Genomic DNA, 18,194 nt, shown 5'->3' on the forward strand with positions numbered 1-18,194 from the left:
CCTCAGCCCAGCAGCGGGCTGCTGAGACGCCCACCAGCACGATCGAACAAATGGTCAGAGATGCCCATAGCGCCTCAGCTTCCGACATTCACATTCGAGTCGGCCAAGTACCTCGATTTCGGATTCGGGGCGTAATGCAAGTAGCAACCACCCACCCCAAAGTAACGCCAGAAATTTTTGAACATTACTTAGCAGAAATTCTTACCCCCGAACAGCGAAAACAGTTCGTAAATAGCAAAGAATTAGATGCAGCAATTTTTTACCCAGGCTTCGTCCGGTGTCGCCTCAACTGTTTTGATTCCCTCAGCGGTGGTGCCATAGTATTGCGCTTGATCGATTTGGAAATACCTACCATCGATTCCTTGAGGCTACCAGAAGTTCTCAAAAATATCATTTTGCGATCGCAAGGACTAATTTTGATTACCGGGCCTACAGGTTCGGGTAAATCAACAACATTGGCTGCGATGATCGACCACCTCAACCAGATGGAACAGAAGCACGTAGTTACAATCGAAGACCCGATCGAATTCATTCACCCTTCCAAAAAATGCTTGGTCAGCCAGCGGGAAGTCGGCTTGCACACCCACGAATTTCAGCAAGCTTTGCGGGCAGTTTTGCGGGAAGATCCGGATGTGATTCTAATTGGGGAAATGCGCGATCGCGTTACCATCAACACAGCTTTGCAAGCAGCTCAAACAGGTCACTTAGTGTTGGGAACTCTCCACACTCGCAGCGCCATCAACGCCATCAACCGCTTGTTGAATATGTATCCGCCCGAGGAACAGCAAGCGATGCGGATACAAATTTGTGATTCTTTAGTAGCAGTAATTGCCCAACTTTTGCTGCCAACAGTTGACAACCGCCGCGTCGCCGTTCACGATATTTTGGTGAATACGCCTGCCATGCACGATTACTTGATGAAAGGAGCTGATGACGAAGCTTTCCGGTTGATGGAACAGGACACTTACGAAGGAATGCAGATTATCAATCAAGCTCTTTACGAACTTATCCTCGAGGGCAGAATTACCCTCGAAGAAGCTGCCAAAACTTCTCCCGAAGCCACCGATTTAGACCGTCGCTTGCGGACGGGAGGCTACGATAATGCCTCGGCCCGCAGCTTTGAAGGCAGCAAAAAAGAGCGCAGCGTTCGCGCTCGGTAGTAGCACAAATACAGGGGTGCAGCTTCCCATTAAGGGAGTGTACCTCCAGAAACCTGAGACTCAGCTATATTTGGCTGTGTTTTCAGTGATTTTACTTAATCTATTAAAATATTTAGTATTCAAAAAGACATTTTATCTAAGTGGTAACTGTCATTAAGTTTGTTTAAAACCAGCGCTTCTTTACATTAACTTTAAAATTGCGTGAAGACTCGGTGCTGATTGCAAAGAAATAGTAAAGATATGTTTTGAGTATTGCCAACAGCTAGCAACTTCAGTTTATAGTTGTAGTGAGAAAATTTTGACAGTTAGCGTGAAGATTTTGCCGATCGCCAAAACAAGCAGGTGAAAAAAGTCCTTAATAAAACTACAAGTAGCCGGAAAACAATTAATTAGCAGGAAAGCCGATCGCCTGTCATGCCGATTAAGCCGCTTGATATCTAAAAACCCCTAAAACCAAGCAGACTTTTAAAAATTCTTTTCCTCGCAAATCAGTTTAACAAATCGCCGACGGGCAACGATATTTCGAGAATTTAAAGGAGCCAACAAAATGAAAAGCAAATTTAACCCATCAGAAATGCTTGAAGGTGTCAGCAAAGCCGAAATAATCGATCGCATCCAGCAGCTAGTTCCCCCGGGTTCCCCGGAACCGCAAGATCCAGAAATCCTAGCAGCCCTACAAACTCTCACCGCACAACTAATCTCGGCCTATCAAGCCGACGGACAATTAGAAAGCGAACCTTTTAGCGACGTGCGCGATCGTACCATTCACCTGTACGCATCCGCCTGCTGCAACAAAATCAAAGGAAAAACCATCCTGATCACCGGTGGAGAAGGATGCGTCGGCCGTTTTATGATCGAAAAACTGCTCTCTCTAGGCGCAACTAACATCATTTCCGCAGACAAAGCCCGATGTCAAAACCCCGCAGAAACTCTCCCCCACTTTAACAAAGAAGGTGCAGTAACTTTCTATGCCGCCGACATTCGCAACTTCCAGGCGCTAAAACACATATTTGAAGTAGAAAAACCACAAATAGTTTTTCACCTAGCAGCCCAGCGCGAGCCCGGATTAGCTGAAATCCAAATCCGAGAAACAGTTACAACCAGCCTGTTAGGATGCAAACACGTCATCCAACTCTCCGAAGAATACGGCGTAGAAGACTGCATCTTCTCTTCCACAGGCAAAACATCTCGATATTTTACCACCGAAGTTTACGCCGCCTCCAAAAAACTTGCAGAATGGCAATTTGCCAAAGCCGCTCAAGAAGGAAACGTCACTTACGGAATGGTGCGCTTTACTCATATGTTGGAAAATAGCTTGTTCTGCGAGCAAATGTCCAAAAAAGTACAGGAAAGTAAAACAGTCAACGTTCACGCTCCCCACCGCTACGTAACCGCTCAAAATTTAATCGAAGCCGTACATTTATTACTGAATTCGCTGGTTGTATCAGTTCCAGGAAAACTAAAATTGGTCGCCGTGAGCAATCTCGGATGGCCGACAGAAACCCTGGAAGTTGCTCTTTATAAAATTCTTGAGTCAGGTAAAAATCTGCCGATTTACTTTCAAGGACTTTTACCGGGATACGAAGAACCGTTTTTCCTCGGACAATTTGACTGGAGCAAACCTACAGACATTCACCTCCTAATTAATGTTTTGGAAGATCCTTTCAGAATGGTTGACGAAGCTGGTGACATGGTGACTGTAGAATTAGCTCCTTTTTCTTTGTGCGTGTTAGAAAAACAAGTGTCGAAGCTGGAAAGATTAATTGTCAATCCAGATTTCCCGGAAGTGGAAATCAAGCAAGCTCTCGCCGCAGCGGAAAGAGAAGTGGTTGCTTCTTCTTTTGCGTGGAGTTCCCCCGAAGAATTGCTGAAAATTTTGCAGTGGGGAATCAATCGGAAAAAACTGCAAGGTTACGGAACAGAAATCGCTAACTACAGCGAGATTATCGAACTTCTATTACAAGGAATGTACGGGAGGCTCAACGAAGAAGTTTTGAACAGTGCTGGAGTTAGTGCTGATGAATTTGATGAATTAGTTGAGAGTCTGTCGGCGGTGGATTATATTCAAGCAGAAGTGGGATATTTGCGATCGATATCGAGATGTATCAGACAATCAGTAATTCCGGCGCAGTCTGTCCAAAAAAAGTCTGAACCTGTTCTTGTTCGGGATGTAGCGTAGCTTGAAAATACTTTAGAGATTGTTTCGCTGTTTTTAGTGGATTAAAAACAGAATATTCAGAAATCGGGTTTCTCAAGTCTGGGCTTGCTTGAGGTTTAATTAAGCGGATGTATTTAACCTTGTCAGAATCGAGCTGATATGATATAATATCGGCTCAAACAACCGCAATCAAATTGATTGCGGTTGTTCGATCGAAAATGATATAAAAGGAGGCAGAGCCTCCGCACCTGCATTACCAGGCAGAGCCTGGTAACGAGCAATGTCGATCGCTAACCTAACAAAGGCGCAATTTTATTAAATGGACTCAATCAACTCAGCAAATAAAATTAAAATAAGGTACTAAAATTGTGGAAATAAATCAACTACCCTTTCTATTTGTTGATGTTGTATTTTTGGCGATCGCCCTAATCCTGCTAATTCCCGTTGCAGTTCTATTTCTAGAATGTAGTGCAGCTTTCTTCTCCGGCTTCGGCCCCACAGCAGAAACTCAAGAACCCCGCCCCAAAGTAGCAGTTTTAATTCCCGCCTACAACGAAGCAGCAGGAATTGCCGCCACTATCTCTACCATACTGCCCCAGCTAACAAATAGAGACCGCCTGTTAGTCATTGCTGACAACTGCACCGACTCCACAGCAGAAATCGCCCGCAACAGCGGTGCAAGCGCGATCGAGCGCCACGACACAGAACGCAAGGGGAAGGGATACGCCCTAGATTTTGGCTTGCAGTCGATCGCCTCAGACCCCCCAGAAGTAGTGATCATGGTTGACGCAGACTGCATCTGCGAGCCAGACTCCATAGACAAATTAGCCCGCGCTGCAATGGCCCAACAAAGACCGGTGCAGGCCACATATTTAATGGAACAGCCGCCCGATCCTACCCCAAAAGATTCCATTTCTGCCTTAGCATTTTTAGTGAAAAACTTAGTCCGGCCCAGCGGATTAAAACAGTTAGGATACCCGACATTGCTAACAGGTACGGGCATGGCTTTTCCCTGGTTAATCATTCGAGATGTTCCTTTAGCCAGCAGCAATATTGTCGAAGATATGCAAATGAGCTTGGATTTGGCGATCGCCGGACATCCAACCGTATTCTGCCCCCAAGCCAGAGTCACAGGATGTTTGCCGCAGCAGCAGGAAGCAGCTAAAACTCAAAGAACCAGATGGGAACACGGACACTTGCAAACCTTGCTAACTCAGACTCCCAGGCTGGCGACAGCTTCGATCGAGCAACAGCGTTTTGACTTAATGGCGATCGCCCTCGACTTATCAATCCCTCCCCTATCCCTTTTAGTTGCTATCTGGCTAGCCGCTTTTGCCGCCTCAATACTAGCAGCAATTATCGGAGCATCCGCGATTCCCGCCATATTATTAGGAGTACAAGGATTGCTAATTTTAGTTTCAATTGTCAGCGCTTGGGCAAAATTTGGGCGTGCCGACATTTCCGGCGCAACTCTTTTATCCGTACCGTTTTATATCCTGTGGAAAATTCCTTTGTATCTGGGTTTTATCCTGAAACGTCAAACCAAATGGGTGCGAACAGAACGCGATGTTTAGTATTAGGTAGAATTATGTAGGGTGCGTCAGCCAGATAGTTGATGCAACTCAAAAATCTCGTTTCTGACGCACCTTAGGATCGCGAATTAAATAATTTACACATATTTGTGGGATGGGCGGGACGCCCCTCCTTTCTGGACGGGCGGGACGCCCATCCCACAAGAACAATAAAAACAGTAAAAAAAACATTGCAGCGGATACACAAAGTCTTTTTGCTTCATTGCAATCATACTTATCTTCCCTGAATAGGAACCTTATACAGTGAAGTTAGTTGAACTGTTGGCTGATGGTGCAGTATTTAAGGTGGAATTTAGCGATCGCAACGGACGCACTTATGAATCTGTCGGATTGCTCAGAGAGAACATCATGGTGTTGCACTTCGAGCTAGCATCACCCGATCTCAAGCCTGAGATAGTTACAGCGCAAGCAGGACTAACCTTGAATCAATGAAGCTCTAAGCAGTGAAGGCCAGAATTATTTAAAAGCTCTTGAATTGCTTCTTGTCCAGAACGGATTAGAGTTTCAACTTGATTGGTGGGCGCATTTCCACATCTCAACCACACTACTTTCGGGGGAGAACTATACAGCCGACTTCTTTCGGTAAAGTCTGCATCTTGAGTCACAATACAGAAATCGTTCAACTTGGCAAATTCCCAGATGTCTGTATCTGTTTTCTCTGCTAGCCCGTGAAACTGAACATGGCTAGCGTTAGGGAAAATATCAGCCAAGCGAGTAACTAATTTTCAGCTCAGAGTTTGATCGAATAGTAGTTTCAAGCGACACTCACCGAAGCAACTAAACGATGATCGCCATCGGCGACAAACTCTAAACAGGCTCTAATGTCTGTTTCTGTTAGTTCTGGGAAGTCCTCAATAATCTCAGTAATAGACATTCCAGAAGCCAGCCAGCCAAGAACATCGTAAACCGTAATCCGCATCCGACGAATGCAGGGCTTGCCACCTCGCTTATCCGGCTCTATGGTGATGATATCGCGATAGCTCATCAGAAAAATGGGTTTGAAACCCCGTCCTTTCAGGACGGCTTTACATTTGTTGTTACTACCGCCTTGGAGTCGCTTAATTCGGTGTGATGAAAGTGTTGCACTTTCAACGGGACAATTACCATTTCAAATTTTGCGACCCTGTACGCATAGTGTTTGCTACCGAAAAGTTGCGGTAAGCCCTATTTCTAGGTGTATATTTCCCTTCGCCACTGACTGCCGAAGTGGTTAAAAACTAGGGAGGCATTCTTAACGTTTTGCGGGATACCACTCCCAGACAGTTCAGTTTGTCTTAAAGACGTAGGCTAGACACTGGTTTAGTCCTGAATTAAGAAGGTGGTGAGCCTTCCTGTTTCAAGCCCCATGCCTTTGGGCTGGGGTTAATGACGATACAGGTAAAGTGTTTGCATCTACATTATAGAAAAACATATCGGAAAATAAAAACCAAAAAAATCTGAAGCTGGAAATTTCCAACTTCAGACTTTTACTAACTCCCCGGGTAGGATTTGAACCTACGACCAATCGGTTACACTTATCCCAACGTTTCCGAAGGGCGCGGACTATTTCATCATCCCTAAAACGCAGACGTATCATCTGTCGCGGGATGTCGGGCGCTGTGAGATTTATTGGTTAGGCTCCTCATCTCTAGTCTCTGCACCTTTCCGGCTACTTGCGATCGAAACCGCTGCCTTTCGCCAGACTTGGCTCAAGATTGCCGCCACCCGAAGTGCTGCGGTTTCCTTGAATTCACCCGATTTTTCAGTACCCGTTACCGGATAAAGCTGCTATGTCACTAGGGCTTTTGGTTGATACCAAAGGCTTGCATTCATTACAGCCGACCGCTCTGCCACTGAGCTACCGAGGATTGGGGGTTTTTGTTACCCACATTTACTAACAATAGCTGAACTTACTCGATTTGGCAAGCTTTTTTGCAAACTTTTTTTTTCTGATGCAGCAAGCGGTTTTGGGCCGTTAATGCAGCCCCATTCTCATTCTGGCGAGACGCTGCTGCGATTCTGGATCGAGGGAATTAGCCAGAAAGCGACTGGAATTTTGTTTGCGGGATTTGTGCTGGCGCTCGCTGCGGCGGGCGGTGGATTCTACATCAGCGGCGAGTTGTTCGGCGGACATCCACTCGGCACCGTAGCCGACTACGGTCAATTGCTGCGCTCGGTCTGATGTGGCGACAATCATGCGCCCTTTGCCTTTGACCGATCGCAACTCATACCGCAAATTAGCACAAGACTTTTCAATATAAGTATCTGCTGTCTGACCGAAGTCAGTGTAGTGCACAGATAAATTTTTAGTAATAATTTCTTTAACGCTGGGAGTATGGCGATAGTGAGCGTCAAACACGAGTCTGGCCTCAAAATCTTGTACGGCGCTGTAGTTAACTAAAACCTCAATCAACTCGCGGCGGGCTGTTTCGAGTTGGTCGCGATCGCGCTTCTCTCGGAGTCGAGGCCAAAGTCCAATCATGTTATAGCCGTCTACAAGTAAAACTGCTTGCGATACATAGGGTGACATGGTTCAAGGCTGAAGAGATCCAGCAGATAGAGGACATTATTTGCATTCTTTGTCAAAGCTTTTGTTAAATCTTATTACAGATCGATGTTCGATCGCTAGCTGCAATGTTCGCAGCAAAAACTCAACCCCCGAAATCCGTATGGTTTTGGGGGTTGAGTTTGAAAATTGCAGATTTGTGCGAACATTGCAGCTAGCGATCAATTTTGCGGCTTATTCGACAGATTCCAGGGATACGGGCGACGATGGGACAACTGTCGGCAGAAATATCTTCTCAACAGCAGGAGTACAGCCGAGCCACTGCACCGACAAATCCGCAAACTGCTGCGGGGGGCCGCTCACGCAAAAACGAGTCGGCAGCGCAGTACCAGCATTCCGCAGCCCCAAAACCTCCAACTCTCTAGCAGCAGCAGCCACCACCCGCACAGCAGGATCGATCGGCATCACCCCAGCCGGCAAAAGCGATCGCAACACCGGAGCCAACAGCGGATAATGAGTGCAGCCGTAAATCAGCGTATCAATGCGCTGCTGAATCAAAGGAGCCAAATATTCCCGAGCCACCTCATAAGTATAAGGATCGCGAATCCGGTTTTGCTCCACCAGCGGCACAAAAGCCGGACAGCTAACCTGCCATACCCGACAAGAAGCGTCCATTTCCAAAATCGCATTTCGATAAGCATTGCTAGCAGCCGTAGCCGGAGTTGCGATCACCCCGATCCGCTTACCTTGCTGCACCGCAGCCTGCGCCCCCGGCAGAATTACTCCCAGCACCGGAATATCAAACTCAGCCTGCACCATTTCCATCGCCAAAGCAGAACTGGTGTTGCAGGCCATAATCACCATTTTCACATCCTGTTCCACCAGCCACGTCATAATTTCCCGGACAAAATGCACAATTTCCGACGCTGCGCGAGTGCCGTAAGGAAGCCTGGCTGTATCTCCAAAATAAAGTATAGATTCGTTGGGCAATTGTTGGTACAACTGCGTCAAAACAGTTAAACCGCCCACGCCGCTGTCAAAAATACCGATTCTTTTTTGTCCAGAGTCTGTTGTCATTTGTTAATAGTTAGTTGTCTGTTGGCAGTTGGCAGTTGACAGTTGGCAGTTGGCAGTTAACAGTTGGCAGTAGTCAGTTGGCAGTTAACAGTTGGCAGTTAACAGTCAACAGTTAACAGTCAACAGCTAACAATTCCCTAATGACTAATGACTAATGACCACTGACTAATGACCACTGACTACTGACTACTGACCATTATCTTTGTTGAAGATAAACTAAGATGCCGCGAGCGATCGAAGCCGCCATTTGACTGCGGTAAGCCGGATCGGAAAGTTTGGCAGCATCCTCAGCACCCGTGACAAAACCGACTTCCAGCAAAACAGAAGGCATAGAACTCTTCCTCAAAACATAAAATCTCGCCTGCCGCACCCGGCGGTCAGTCGCCCCCGTCCCGTCCAAAATACTGGCGTGAATCACCCGAGCTAAATCTTTCCCGTTATCAAAATAATAAGTCTCAATCCCGCTAATATCAGGCCGGCTCAGATTAATTGCATTAGCGTGAATACTGACAAACAAAGTAGCGTTCACCCGTTCCGCCAAAGAAACTCTCGGTTCCAAGTCGATTTCGCTGTCGTCAGTCCGAGTCATCACCGCCTGCACGCCTTGCTGTTCCAGCAGCCTCGCCACCTGATACGAGATATCTAAAACAATCTCCTTTTCCTGAATACCCTGAATGCCGACAGCACCTGGATCGCGGCCGCCGTGGCCGGGATCGATCGCTACCACGAAGCGGCGGTTAGAAACTTGGGGCACATCCCCCGATCCGATCGTCCTTCTCGGCAACGGCTGCGGATTGGGATCGCGAGTCAAAGATGGCCCGGCGCTAGCATTCGTCCCGCGCAACTGCAAAGACAGCAACTGCGGGCCCGGTCTCGTCACCCTGCCTAGCTGTACCCCCGATCGCGGCTGCACCCAAATCACCACAGTCTCCGCGTCTTCCTGACTGGCAGTAAAAGATACAGGACTGTTGGCATCGAGCTGAGGAATTTGCCCCGCCAGGGAACTAGAAGCAATTCTGAGCCAGTATGCTCTCGACGACTGGTCCCACCCGCTGGTATAGGAGACCGGGCGGTCAGTTCTCACCACCAGTTGCGTACCGTTACTGGCTAAATCAATCGACTGAACTCTCGCTAAAGCTGCACGAGCCGGTCTCCCAACAGTTACAGGCTGGGAGCGGCGGAGGATGGGCGCAATCGTACCCCCTGGCGATAGCACAACGGAGCCGGAATTGTTCACAGACGCGCGCCACTGAGTATTAGAAGCCTTCAGCCGCAAAGTCACGCGGGTAACGGGCGGGTCTGTTGGCAGTTGCCGGACTTCAACCCTCTCGACCCCGAGCTTGCCGTTAGTTTGAGGCTGCTGGCCGCCCGCGCCCGGAGCTAAAGTAGCTCCTTCAATATCGAGGGTAGCGATGTCTCCGGCGCGACTTTGTTCAAAATTAATTTGGGGGCGGCCGCCAGCAGTGCGGACTAAAAAACCGTCTGATGTCAGTTGAACGTTCTGAACAACGGTTGCTTCTGCCGACTGGGGTTCACTTGCTGAAGGTTCAAGCGATAACCTTTCTCCCCCTGGTTCTGAAATCGGATTTTGATCTCCGGCGCGCACTGGTACGGGCAAATCCACTGTCCACTCGCTGGCTGAAATCCCCTGGAATTTTACTTGCTGCGGGTCTAGAGTAAACCCGTCTCTGAGTTCGACTACAATTCTGGTTGTGTCGCTGTCAAACTGTCCTACCCGCACCGATTCGATCGCCCCTGAGAGCTGTTTGTTGACTGAGGGACTGCCCAGACTCGTTCCTGGCAAATCGATTACCAAGCGTGTCGGGTTGAAAATCAGTTGAGCTTTCGGCTGCACTCCACCGTCTGTTCTGATGTAGAGCCGGTTCTCTGAAGCATCAAACCGCCAAGATTGCAGTCTGGCTGCTTCGGCGGCTCCGGCGAGCAAAAATACACTTAAGAAACTCGGTAGTAGCCAGTGGAATTTCACGACAGTTTTTTCCTCGTTTGCGTTACTACTAAAAGCTGGAACGGTGCTGTTTGCCCGAGCGGCTTTCAGCAGTTAGCCGCCAGCCGACCGGGGGCGCGGGGGCCGTCAGTTGTTGGCTAAATTGATTTTTTTAGGCGTTAACAGGCTGCCAAATGCCATAAAGTGGCATTTTTTTACTTTCCCGCATACTTGGGGGCGATCGGTTATAAGCTGAGTGAGAAATTGTTGGCACAAGGGAAGGTATTTATAGCCGCAGGCTGAAGTAAGAAGTAAGAAGGCTGAAGGCTGAAGTCAGAAGTAATAAAACCAATGGTTTCAGCAATTAATAACGTCCTTGTCGGGCCCTTGCTATATTTTTCTGAACAGAAAACAAGGTATTTTTTGAGTTGAGAAACAAGTTATAACTTAGAATTTTACGTTTTTTCAACAAAACGCTTTCATCGCTTTTTCATCGAAAGCGCATCTTGTTAGGGCAAGGGTAATAATTCGCTTTACAGTTGCGTTTTCTAACTTTTCATAGACTACCTCAACAACTTAACAACCTATGTCGGTAACAATCCGGATTTCCCTGATAGAAGTAAATTTTTAAAGCAGCTAGATGTTACTCCCATACCAACTTGCCTATCTTTTCTGACAAGGGTTTTTGCTAACAGCTTGACAGTGAAATACAACTATCTAGGGCCCCTGTTCTTTTTTTTCGGCGATTTTTTAGGGTCAGGGATTTTGGGTGCTGCTGGAAATTTAGTTGGGCGCGCCCTGCCCGGTGACATTACGATCGCTAGCCCCTGCTTTTTGCAGTAACCGGAGAGTGTTTTGTGTCACTTGGGCGGGCAATGTTTTGTCATCAACACTTTTCGATGGTGGGCCACAGACAGCTAGAGTATTGTTTGGTTGACGGAGGAAAAAGTATTGAGAGTAGATATAGCGATCGCACTTGTGATTTTTCGACAGTAAAAACAGTTGATCGGCTTCTCGATAAAACCTGTGATTTGGTTTGATGACCTGCCTTTCGACTAACTGCATAACTTGTATATAATACTACCAGTTAGAGAAGATACACGATCTGGGCGATTGTGTCAATGCCTGAGTTTCCGAAAAAAGCAACCGTAAAGAAAAGTACATCGATCGACTCACAGAAAGACCCAGACTTGCTTTCCCATAAGAGTTACCCCCAGCCTAAAAAGTTGTTGAGGTTAGTTCAAAAATTATGTAAAACCATACCACCGGACGCGATCGAGTTCTAACAAGTTTATTTTTGAGCCGGATCGATGCCTGCAAGTTATCAGCGTTGCAACAATCGATCGCCCGCCGCCCTAAAATTCCGGTTCATCCAGTCCAAAATTGCTTGATTTACTTGTTCCGGGCATTCATCCTGGGGACAGTGGCCGGCATTGTCCAATTCAACTAGCTCTAGGTGACTGGGATTGCATTCGACAAATTGCTGGGGCCGCGCGAACCGAGGAGGAATCATCCGGTCTTGTTTGCCCCAAATTAACAGCATCGGGATTGTTAAATTTCGCAGCACTGTCTTGACACCAGGGCCGCACTGTGCGCTGCCGACAGCTTTAAACAAGGCACAGAAGGCGCGGGCGGCTCCCCGATCGCCTGCTGGGCCTGCTAGAATTTCAACTAATTCGTCGCTAACAGCTTCGGGGTTGGCGTAGGCAAAAGCAACCCAGCGACGGACAATGGCCCGCTTGCGGGCGATCGAAAACAAAGGCCTGAGTATGAGTGGAGAAACAAATAAATTTTCTATAGATTCGATCGCCGGTAACAGCCATCCAGGCACGGCCTCGGCTCGCACAGATGGGTCTGGGAGGCTAATCATTACCGTGCCGGCCACCATGTCCGGGTGAGCCCAGGCCGCCGCCAGACAAATCAGGGAACCGATCGAATTTCCTGCCAATATGACCGGCTCACAGATAAAAGTCCGCCAAAAATCATAAACTTGATCGACCCACAAAGACACGCCGTAGTTGACAGGAGCTTTTTGCGAAGCGCCAAAACCCAACAAATCCAAGGCGTAAACCGTGTGATTTTCGGCGAGTGGGGCGAGATTTTGTCGCCAGTGACCGATCGAAGCTCCAAACCCGTGCAGTAAAATAATCGGTGTTCTCGATCGGTCACTGGCCGTTGGTTCTGCCGCAGAATCTTGAAATTCGATCGCGCCTGGATTTGGCCCCAAAGCCGGCCGCAAATAAGTGTACCGAGTTTGCCAACCCCGCCACACCCAGTCTCGTTGAGTGCCCACCCGTTGGTGCCATTGTAGAGAATTTGTCAATTTTGCCTCAGCTCGCAACATAAATTTACACTTGCTGATACCTATTCTACAAGGCAAATCAGGCGGCTCAGGGACTGACCAGAGGGGTGTGGCGGGGTAAGAAAAGCCGTGTTACGTCATCTTTAACGATTTACCGTGAATTTTTGATTGTTTGGCGATCGGTCTGGCACGGGGCGGGCGCTATTGTGTGAAGTTAAAATAAAACTAGGCAGAAACTCAGCCAGACTGAGTAGAATAGCAAGTATTGTAAGACTTAATTTACGATCTTTCAAATATGCCCCAACGATGAAGCTGAGGGCAGACGGGGCGCGGTAGTACGTCCGGTGAGGGTAACAACTTGCCAAATAGCTCGATCGGACAAAGTGAAATATTGACCGCTCAAACCTGTAACTATCAAGAAGCTTCGCTATTAAACTACTGCTTGCAAAAACATTCATGCCTGTGATTGAAAGAAGACAAAATCGCAACCTACCTCAGATCAACGAAAACATTCGATACCCCAAAATCCGGGTAATCGATACTGACGGCGCGCAACTCGGGATATTGACGCCCGCAGAAGCGCTGCGCCTGGCAGAAGAAAAAGAACTCGACCTGGTACTTGTCAGCGACAAAGCTGACCCGCCCGTATGTCGCGTCATGGACTACGGGAAGTACAAATTCGAGCAGGAAAAGAAAGCGCGCGAAGCCAAGCGGAAGCAGCACACTGCGGACGTGAAGGAAGTGAAGATGCGCTACAAAATTGAAGAACACGACTACCAAGTGCGCCTCAAACTAGCAGACCGCTTTATCAAAGCTGGGGACAAAGTAAAAGCCACGATCATGTTCAGAGGTCGGGAAATCCAACACAGCAACCTAGCAGAGGACTTGCTCAAACGCATGGCCACAGATTTGCAGGAAATCGCAGAAGTGCAGCAAGCCCCGAAAAAAGAAGGACGCAGCATGATGATGCTGCTGTCGCCGAAAAAATAGCAATAGCGAGAGGGTCATCAGTAGACCTCTCCAATAATTATTGTGGAGCAGGCATCTAGCCTGCTCTTCACAGGCTTTTTAGGAGAAGTCCAGTCATCAGTCAATAGCAATAGACTGGTGACGGTAGATCGATGATCGCCAGGCCCGCAAACCGATAAGCTGTGGTGCACAGAAATTGTGTATGGTGATGGATGGGGAAAGGGGGAGAGAATTTGAGACCCTCATCGTCGAAATATACAATTTAACTACCGCAAGAGCTGACAACTTTTCGACTGTGGTGGTGGAAGACCAAAACAAAAATGTGAGACTCCATTTCCCGGTCTCAGATTCAATGCAGCAAGTAAATCGAAAATCTAAAATCGAAAATCTAAAATCCGAATATTAACGCACCAGAAGCATGGAAAATTTTCAAATCGGCGCGATCGCCGGAGCAAGACAAGGAGTGCTGCGGTCGCTCAACCTGCGATCGGAAGAATTAGAGCGAACCTTACTGATGTTCCTCGTCTACACTCTAACCTCCGTCGGGCTGATCTGGCTGGAACTGAGCACGGTAGGTTTGTTCTTAGACGAATTCGGTGCAGACAAACTGCCCTGGATTTACATAGCCAGCGCCTTTATCGGTTCGAGTCTGGGCTTTGTCTACTCATGGCTGCAAAAAATCCTGCCGCTGAGGCGCACCGTCGTAGTTGTTCTGGGAATGATGTCGGTACCGCTATTTTTGTTTCGATTCGGCATCGGCTACGAAAATACAAAGATAGCTGGGATCAGCATCGCTTTTATTACTATTTTTTTGATGTGGCTGTGGGTGGAAGCTTGCTATGTCCTCAATGACCTCAATACTTCTATCACTTCTAATCAACTTTTTAACATTAGAGAAATCAAGCGAACCTATCCGCTAGTCAGCAGTGGCTATCTAGTGGCTGGAGTAGTCAGCGGATTTTCTCTGCCAGTCTTGCTGTACGTAGTCAAACTCAAAAACGTGACGCTGATATCCGGGTTGATGGTGGCGACAGGCTCGGTGCTGCTGTACTACCTCACGGAAAAATACAGCCAAGCATTCCCGGAAACGGCTCGCTGGACAGATGACGACGACGAAGACGACCAACAAGAATTTGCCGCCCGCAAAGTTACAGGCCCGCTGCAAAAATACGCCGTACCTCTAGTCAGTTTCTTCGTCCTGGCAGAAGTCGTCTACGTTTTGGTAGATTTCCAATTCTACAGCCAGCTAGAATACCAAAACCCGGGGGACGGAGCGAGCGGAGCTAGCTGGATCGCTAGCTTCCTGGGGATTTACGAAGGTATACAAGGCCTGTTTCAAGTGGCGACTCAGTGGTTCGCTTCCAGCCGTTTGGTAGAACGAATCGGGGTGTTCGTGACGGCGATGATTTTGCCGGCGGGTATCGCTATCCTCGGGGTGCTGACCATAGGAGCATCTCTGGGCCAGCTAGTATCTGTGTTCATCGGACTGATATTGCTGAGATTTTTAGACGAACTGTTGCACTACACGCTGTTGGAAACCGTGAGCCCGGTTTTATTTCAGCCGATTCCTGACAATATTCGATCGGGCATTCAAACTTTGGTCAACGGTGTGGGCGAACCTTTGTCCTGCGGAGCAACAGGAGCAGTCATCCTGATGATGCTGTGGGTGACAAAGAAGATACTCCCGCAGCAAGACGAAAGCACGTTTCACGACCAGCAAAGCTTGATATTTATTGGCGCGATCGTATTGTTGGCGCTGGTGTGGGTGTTTGTGGTGTGGCTGATCCGCTCTCAATATGTGGGCCTGTTGGTCAAAAGTGCCGAACGCGGCCGCCTGGGCGTGACAGATGTTGACCTCAAAGCTCTCAAGCGTGCCGTGGTGGAAACTCTACAACAGCCCGGAGGCGAAGATGAAAAGCGCTCTTGTATAGAACTGCTGACGCAAATTGATCCCAAAAATGTTGGAGAAGTTCTCGCACCTATCCTGAGTTCCCTTTCCCCAGTTTTGCAGTGCCAAAGCTTGGAAACGATGCTGCAACACCCGAACCCCGCATATTTAGAAGCTCTCCGCGCACTTTCAAAGCAATCTTTGCCTCCGGAGGTGCTGGCCTTGGCTTTGCGCTACATCTGGCTGACGGAAGCTGAACCGAATATCGACAGCTTGCGGCCTTATTTGCAGCCGATCGTCGATCCGGTGGTGCGGGGTACGGCGGCTGCTTTAATTATGAGAAGGGGCGATCGCCAGCAAAAAGCAGAGGCTACTAACACGCTGCGCCAAATGCTGACGAACAAGCTGGAGCGAGAACGGGTGATGGGGACGCGGGCTCTGGGAGAGGCTGATTATTTGCAAGGACTGCGGCTTTACATCCCCAATTTGTTGCAAGATGAATCTCTGCGAGTTCGCTGCGCTCTGTTAGACGTGATTTCGTCAACTCATTCGGAAGAATATTATCCTTCGCTGCTGCGGGGACTCGGTTACAAATCGACAAGGGAAGCGGCTTTGCAGGCTATAGTTAAACTTCACAACGATGCTATTCCTTTGCTCGTGTATTTGGCTGAAGACATTCACAAGTCGGATTTGGTCAGGTTGCAAGCTTGGACGGCTCTGGGTCAAATTGGGACTGTGGAGGCGATCGACATTTTGGTCAGCAATTTGATGACAGCTTGGGGAACTACCAGGCGCAACATCCTCCGCATTCTGTTAAAAATGCCCTCGGAAGCTGGGATAGAAGGGGTTCTAGACCGCATCGGCCGCAGCGGCTTGGAAACTCTCATCGAACAGGAGTTGATGTTTATCGGTCAAATTTATGCAGGTCTGGTAGATTTGTCTGGGGTAAGAACCTACGGCAATTTTGCCGGTGGAGATACCAACGGCGACATAGGTGAGAACGATACGGCTCAATTGTTGCAGCGCGCTCTGGCGGGGTTGGAATCTGATGCTAAGGAACGGTGTTTTTTGCTGATCAAGTTTCTTTATCCGCCGGACACGGTACAAGCTGCTGCTTTCAATATCTCTTCGGGCCAACCTTCTCTAGTGGCTAGGGGATTGGAAATTCTTGACAATACTGTGGATATAGTTAGGAAGCGAGCGCTGATCAATTTGTTGGATCAGAACTCAGAAAGAGAAAAATTGACCAATCTCTCGGAATTAATAGTTTACAAACCTCTAGCCCCTAGCGATCGTTTGCGCCGCTTACTAGAATTGCGCCACTTCCTTTCGGATTGGACTTTGGCTTGCTGCTTTCACTTGGCCAGGGAAGCCCGCTGGAGCCTTACGGCTCAACAAACTCTCGTATGTCTGCAACACCCGACGGGTTTTGTTCGCGAAGCAGTGTTAGCCTATTTGAAAATAGCTTCGCCGCGAGCTTTGCTCGAATTGTTGCCCAGGCTGCAAGATGACCCCGATAATTTGGTATCCGCTCAAGTTGAAGAGATGATGGCAGAATTGGGTGCTGGGGGGAAAAGGTAAAGTTAGTCAGTTGTTAGTTGTTAGTTGTTAGTTGTTAGTTGTTAGTTGTTAGTTGTTAGTTGTTAGTTAGTAGGGGCGGTGCCCCTGTGCCCGCCCTATTAGTTGTTAGTTGTCAGCCAACAGTCAACAGCCAACAGTCAACAGTTAACAGCCAACAGCCAACAGTCAACAGTCAACAGTCAACAGCCAGCAGTCAACAGCCAACAGTTAACAGTTTTTATTCCCCCTGACCCTGTTTAAGTTTAAATCAATCACTGCATTGCATTATGCTAACTAGCGTCGAACGCCTATTGTTTGTCAGGGAAGTTCCGATTTTTAAGGAACTGCGGGATGATTTTCTCGTGCGCCTAGCATCCGTAATGGATGAACTTTCGTTCCCTTCTAAGCACAGGATTTTTACGGAAGGACAAGAAGGTCGATCGCTCTATATTTTGGTATCGGGAACGGTACGGGTGCATATAGGCGATCGCGATTTGGCACAGTTGAAAAAGGGAGCTTGTTTCGGGGAAATGTCGCTGTTTGATGCGGAACCTCGATCGGCTTCTATTTCTACTGTGGAACAATCGGAGTGTTTGATGCTGACTCAAATGCAGCTTTATGATGCGATCGATGAAACACCGGGAATTGCTGTTAATATTATTCGCTTGCTGTCGCGCCGGATTCGGGAATTGAATCTAAAGTTGAATGCTAAAGAAGCGGTTATGCCGCCTCCCGATGCTGTGAGAGTTCCTGAAATGCGATGAAGCTTGGGAATTGGTAATTGGGAATTGGTAATTGGGAATTGGTAATTGTGTTTTATTCGATCGGCAATTAGGCACAATTTCTCTTCCGTAAAGTGCGTACTGCGCCTTACGAATTGTTAAAACCGTGTTTTAGTCGAGCGACAATTCTGTACAATTTATATCCCGTAAGGTGTGCATAATTGTTTGGTAGCGAGGACTTTAGACAAGATTGGCTGAGTCCTTGCAATCAATTTTTCGGACGGGCTCTCCCGCCCATCCCACAAGAAAGAAAAAAACTTGTGGGATGGGCGGGAG

At 48.0% G+C, this 18,194-nt stretch carries 14 protein-coding genes and 1 pseudogene; 8 read left to right on the forward strand and 7 right to left on the reverse strand.

From position 1 onward, the window contains the following. From IQ270_RS19620 to IQ270_RS19635, 4 genes are all read left to right on the forward strand, one after another. Nucleotides 1–1,160, forward strand: a 1,160-nt coding sequence (locus IQ270_RS19620) for a type IV pilus twitching motility protein PilT (protein WP_193974807.1), incomplete at its 5' end; no start/stop codon positions are given. A gap of 547 nt (nucleotides 1,161–1,707) precedes the next feature. After that, nucleotides 1,708–3,339: a polysaccharide biosynthesis protein gene (locus tag IQ270_RS19625; RefSeq protein ID WP_193974809.1), complete on the forward strand. Its 1,632-nt coding sequence runs from the start codon at nucleotides 1,708–1,710 to the stop codon at nucleotides 3,337–3,339. Between the two features lie 347 nt (nucleotides 3,340–3,686). Next, nucleotides 3,687–4,892 carry a glycosyltransferase family 2 protein gene (locus IQ270_RS19630; protein WP_193974810.1) on the forward strand — a complete coding sequence of 402 codons (1,206 nt, stop codon included), beginning with the start codon at nucleotides 3,687–3,689 and terminating at the stop codon, nucleotides 4,890–4,892. 261 nt (nucleotides 4,893–5,153) lie between these two features. Further along, complete coding sequence (locus IQ270_RS19635; RefSeq protein ID WP_193974812.1) at nucleotides 5,154–5,342, forward strand: DUF4926 domain-containing protein; 189 nt, start codon at nucleotides 5,154–5,156, stop codon at nucleotides 5,340–5,342. On the opposite strand, the pseudogene IQ270_RS19640 reads toward IQ270_RS19635, so the two are convergent. From IQ270_RS19640 to IQ270_RS19670, 7 genes and pseudogenes are all read right to left on the reverse strand, one after another. Beyond that, nucleotides 5,336–5,623, reverse strand: a pseudogene (locus IQ270_RS19640) (DUF5615 family PIN-like protein); the annotation flags it as partial. The gene IQ270_RS19635 and the pseudogene IQ270_RS19640 overlap by 7 nt on opposite strands. A gap of 41 nt (nucleotides 5,624–5,664) precedes the next feature. Then, complete coding sequence (locus IQ270_RS19645; RefSeq protein ID WP_193974814.1) at nucleotides 5,665–5,895, reverse strand: DUF433 domain-containing protein; 231 nt, start codon at nucleotides 5,893–5,895, stop codon at nucleotides 5,665–5,667. Nucleotides 5,896–6,864: 969 nt separating this feature from the next. Continuing rightward, on the reverse strand, nucleotides 6,865–7,419 hold the full coding sequence (locus IQ270_RS19650) for an NYN domain-containing protein (RefSeq protein WP_193974815.1): 555 nt from the start codon (nucleotides 7,417–7,419) through the stop codon (nucleotides 6,865–6,867). Between the two features lie 210 nt (nucleotides 7,420–7,629). Then, on the reverse strand, nucleotides 7,630–8,472 hold the full coding sequence (murI, locus tag IQ270_RS19655; protein WP_193974817.1) for a glutamate racemase: 843 nt from the start codon (nucleotides 8,470–8,472) through the stop codon (nucleotides 7,630–7,632). 196 nt (nucleotides 8,473–8,668) lie between these two features. After that, on the reverse strand, nucleotides 8,669–10,459 hold the full coding sequence (locus IQ270_RS19660) for an N-acetylmuramoyl-L-alanine amidase (protein ID WP_193974819.1): 1,791 nt from the start codon (nucleotides 10,457–10,459) through the stop codon (nucleotides 8,669–8,671). A 741-nt stretch (nucleotides 10,460–11,200) separates the two neighbouring features. After that, nucleotides 11,201–11,482: a hypothetical protein gene (locus IQ270_RS19665; RefSeq protein WP_193974820.1), complete on the reverse strand. Its 282-nt coding sequence runs from the start codon at nucleotides 11,480–11,482 to the stop codon at nucleotides 11,201–11,203. 259 nt (nucleotides 11,483–11,741) lie between these two features. Further along, complete coding sequence (locus tag IQ270_RS19670) at nucleotides 11,742–12,761, reverse strand: alpha/beta fold hydrolase (RefSeq protein WP_193974821.1); 1,020 nt, start codon at nucleotides 12,759–12,761, stop codon at nucleotides 11,742–11,744. Nucleotides 12,762–13,175: 414 nt separating this feature from the next. On the opposite strand from IQ270_RS19670, the gene infC reads away from it, so the two are divergent. From infC to IQ270_RS19690, 4 genes are all read left to right on the forward strand, one after another. Then, nucleotides 13,176–13,709, forward strand: a complete 534-nt coding sequence (infC, locus tag IQ270_RS19675; protein WP_193974822.1) for a translation initiation factor IF-3 — start codon at nucleotides 13,176–13,178, stop codon at nucleotides 13,707–13,709. Nucleotides 13,710–14,106: 397 nt separating this feature from the next. After that, nucleotides 14,107–17,157 carry a HEAT repeat domain-containing protein gene (locus IQ270_RS19680; protein ID WP_193974823.1) on the forward strand — a complete coding sequence of 1,017 codons (3,051 nt, stop codon included), beginning with the start codon at nucleotides 14,107–14,109 and terminating at the stop codon, nucleotides 17,155–17,157. A gap of 86 nt (nucleotides 17,158–17,243) precedes the next feature. Further along, the gene (locus IQ270_RS19685) at nucleotides 17,244–17,387 is read left to right on the forward strand and encodes a hypothetical protein (RefSeq protein ID WP_193974824.1); all 144 of its coding nucleotides are present in this window, start codon (nucleotides 17,244–17,246) and stop codon (nucleotides 17,385–17,387) included. Nucleotides 17,388–17,423: 36 nt separating this feature from the next. Further along, nucleotides 17,424–17,900: a Crp/Fnr family transcriptional regulator gene (locus IQ270_RS19690; RefSeq protein WP_193974825.1), complete on the forward strand. Its 477-nt coding sequence runs from the start codon at nucleotides 17,424–17,426 to the stop codon at nucleotides 17,898–17,900. The last annotated feature ends 294 nt before the right edge of the window (nucleotides 17,901–18,194 follow it).

This window comes from Microcoleus sp. LEGE 07076, assembly GCF_015207455.1.
In the GTDB taxonomy this organism is placed as follows: domain Bacteria; phylum Cyanobacteriota; class Cyanobacteriia; order Cyanobacteriales; family Microcoleaceae; genus Microcoleus.

Bases quoted from the DNA above. Each gene is read 5' to 3' on its own strand.
- IQ270_RS19690 (WP_193974825.1), top strand. From the start codon at position 17,424: ATGCTAACTAGCGTCGAACGCCTATTGTTTGTCAGGGAAGTTCCGATT.
- IQ270_RS19645 (WP_193974814.1), bottom strand. From the start codon at position 5,895: ATGAGCTATCGCGATATCATCACCATAGAGCCGGATAAGCGAGGTGGC.
- infC (WP_193974822.1), top strand. From the start codon at position 13,176: ATGCCTGTGATTGAAAGAAGACAAAATCGCAACCTACCTCAGATCAAC.
- IQ270_RS19650 (WP_193974815.1), bottom strand. From the start codon at position 7,419: ATGTCACCCTATGTATCGCAAGCAGTTTTACTTGTAGACGGCTATAAC.
- murI (WP_193974817.1), bottom strand. From the start codon at position 8,472: ATGACAACAGACTCTGGACAAAAAAGAATCGGTATTTTTGACAGCGGC.
- IQ270_RS19670 (WP_193974821.1), bottom strand. From the start codon at position 12,761: ATGTTGCGAGCTGAGGCAAAATTGACAAATTCTCTACAATGGCACCAA.
- IQ270_RS19680 (WP_193974823.1), top strand. From the start codon at position 14,107: ATGGAAAATTTTCAAATCGGCGCGATCGCCGGAGCAAGACAAGGAGTG.
- IQ270_RS19625 (WP_193974809.1), top strand. From the start codon at position 1,708: ATGAAAAGCAAATTTAACCCATCAGAAATGCTTGAAGGTGTCAGCAAA.
- IQ270_RS19665 (WP_193974820.1), bottom strand. From the start codon at position 11,482: ATGCAGTTAGTCGAAAGGCAGGTCATCAAACCAAATCACAGGTTTTAT.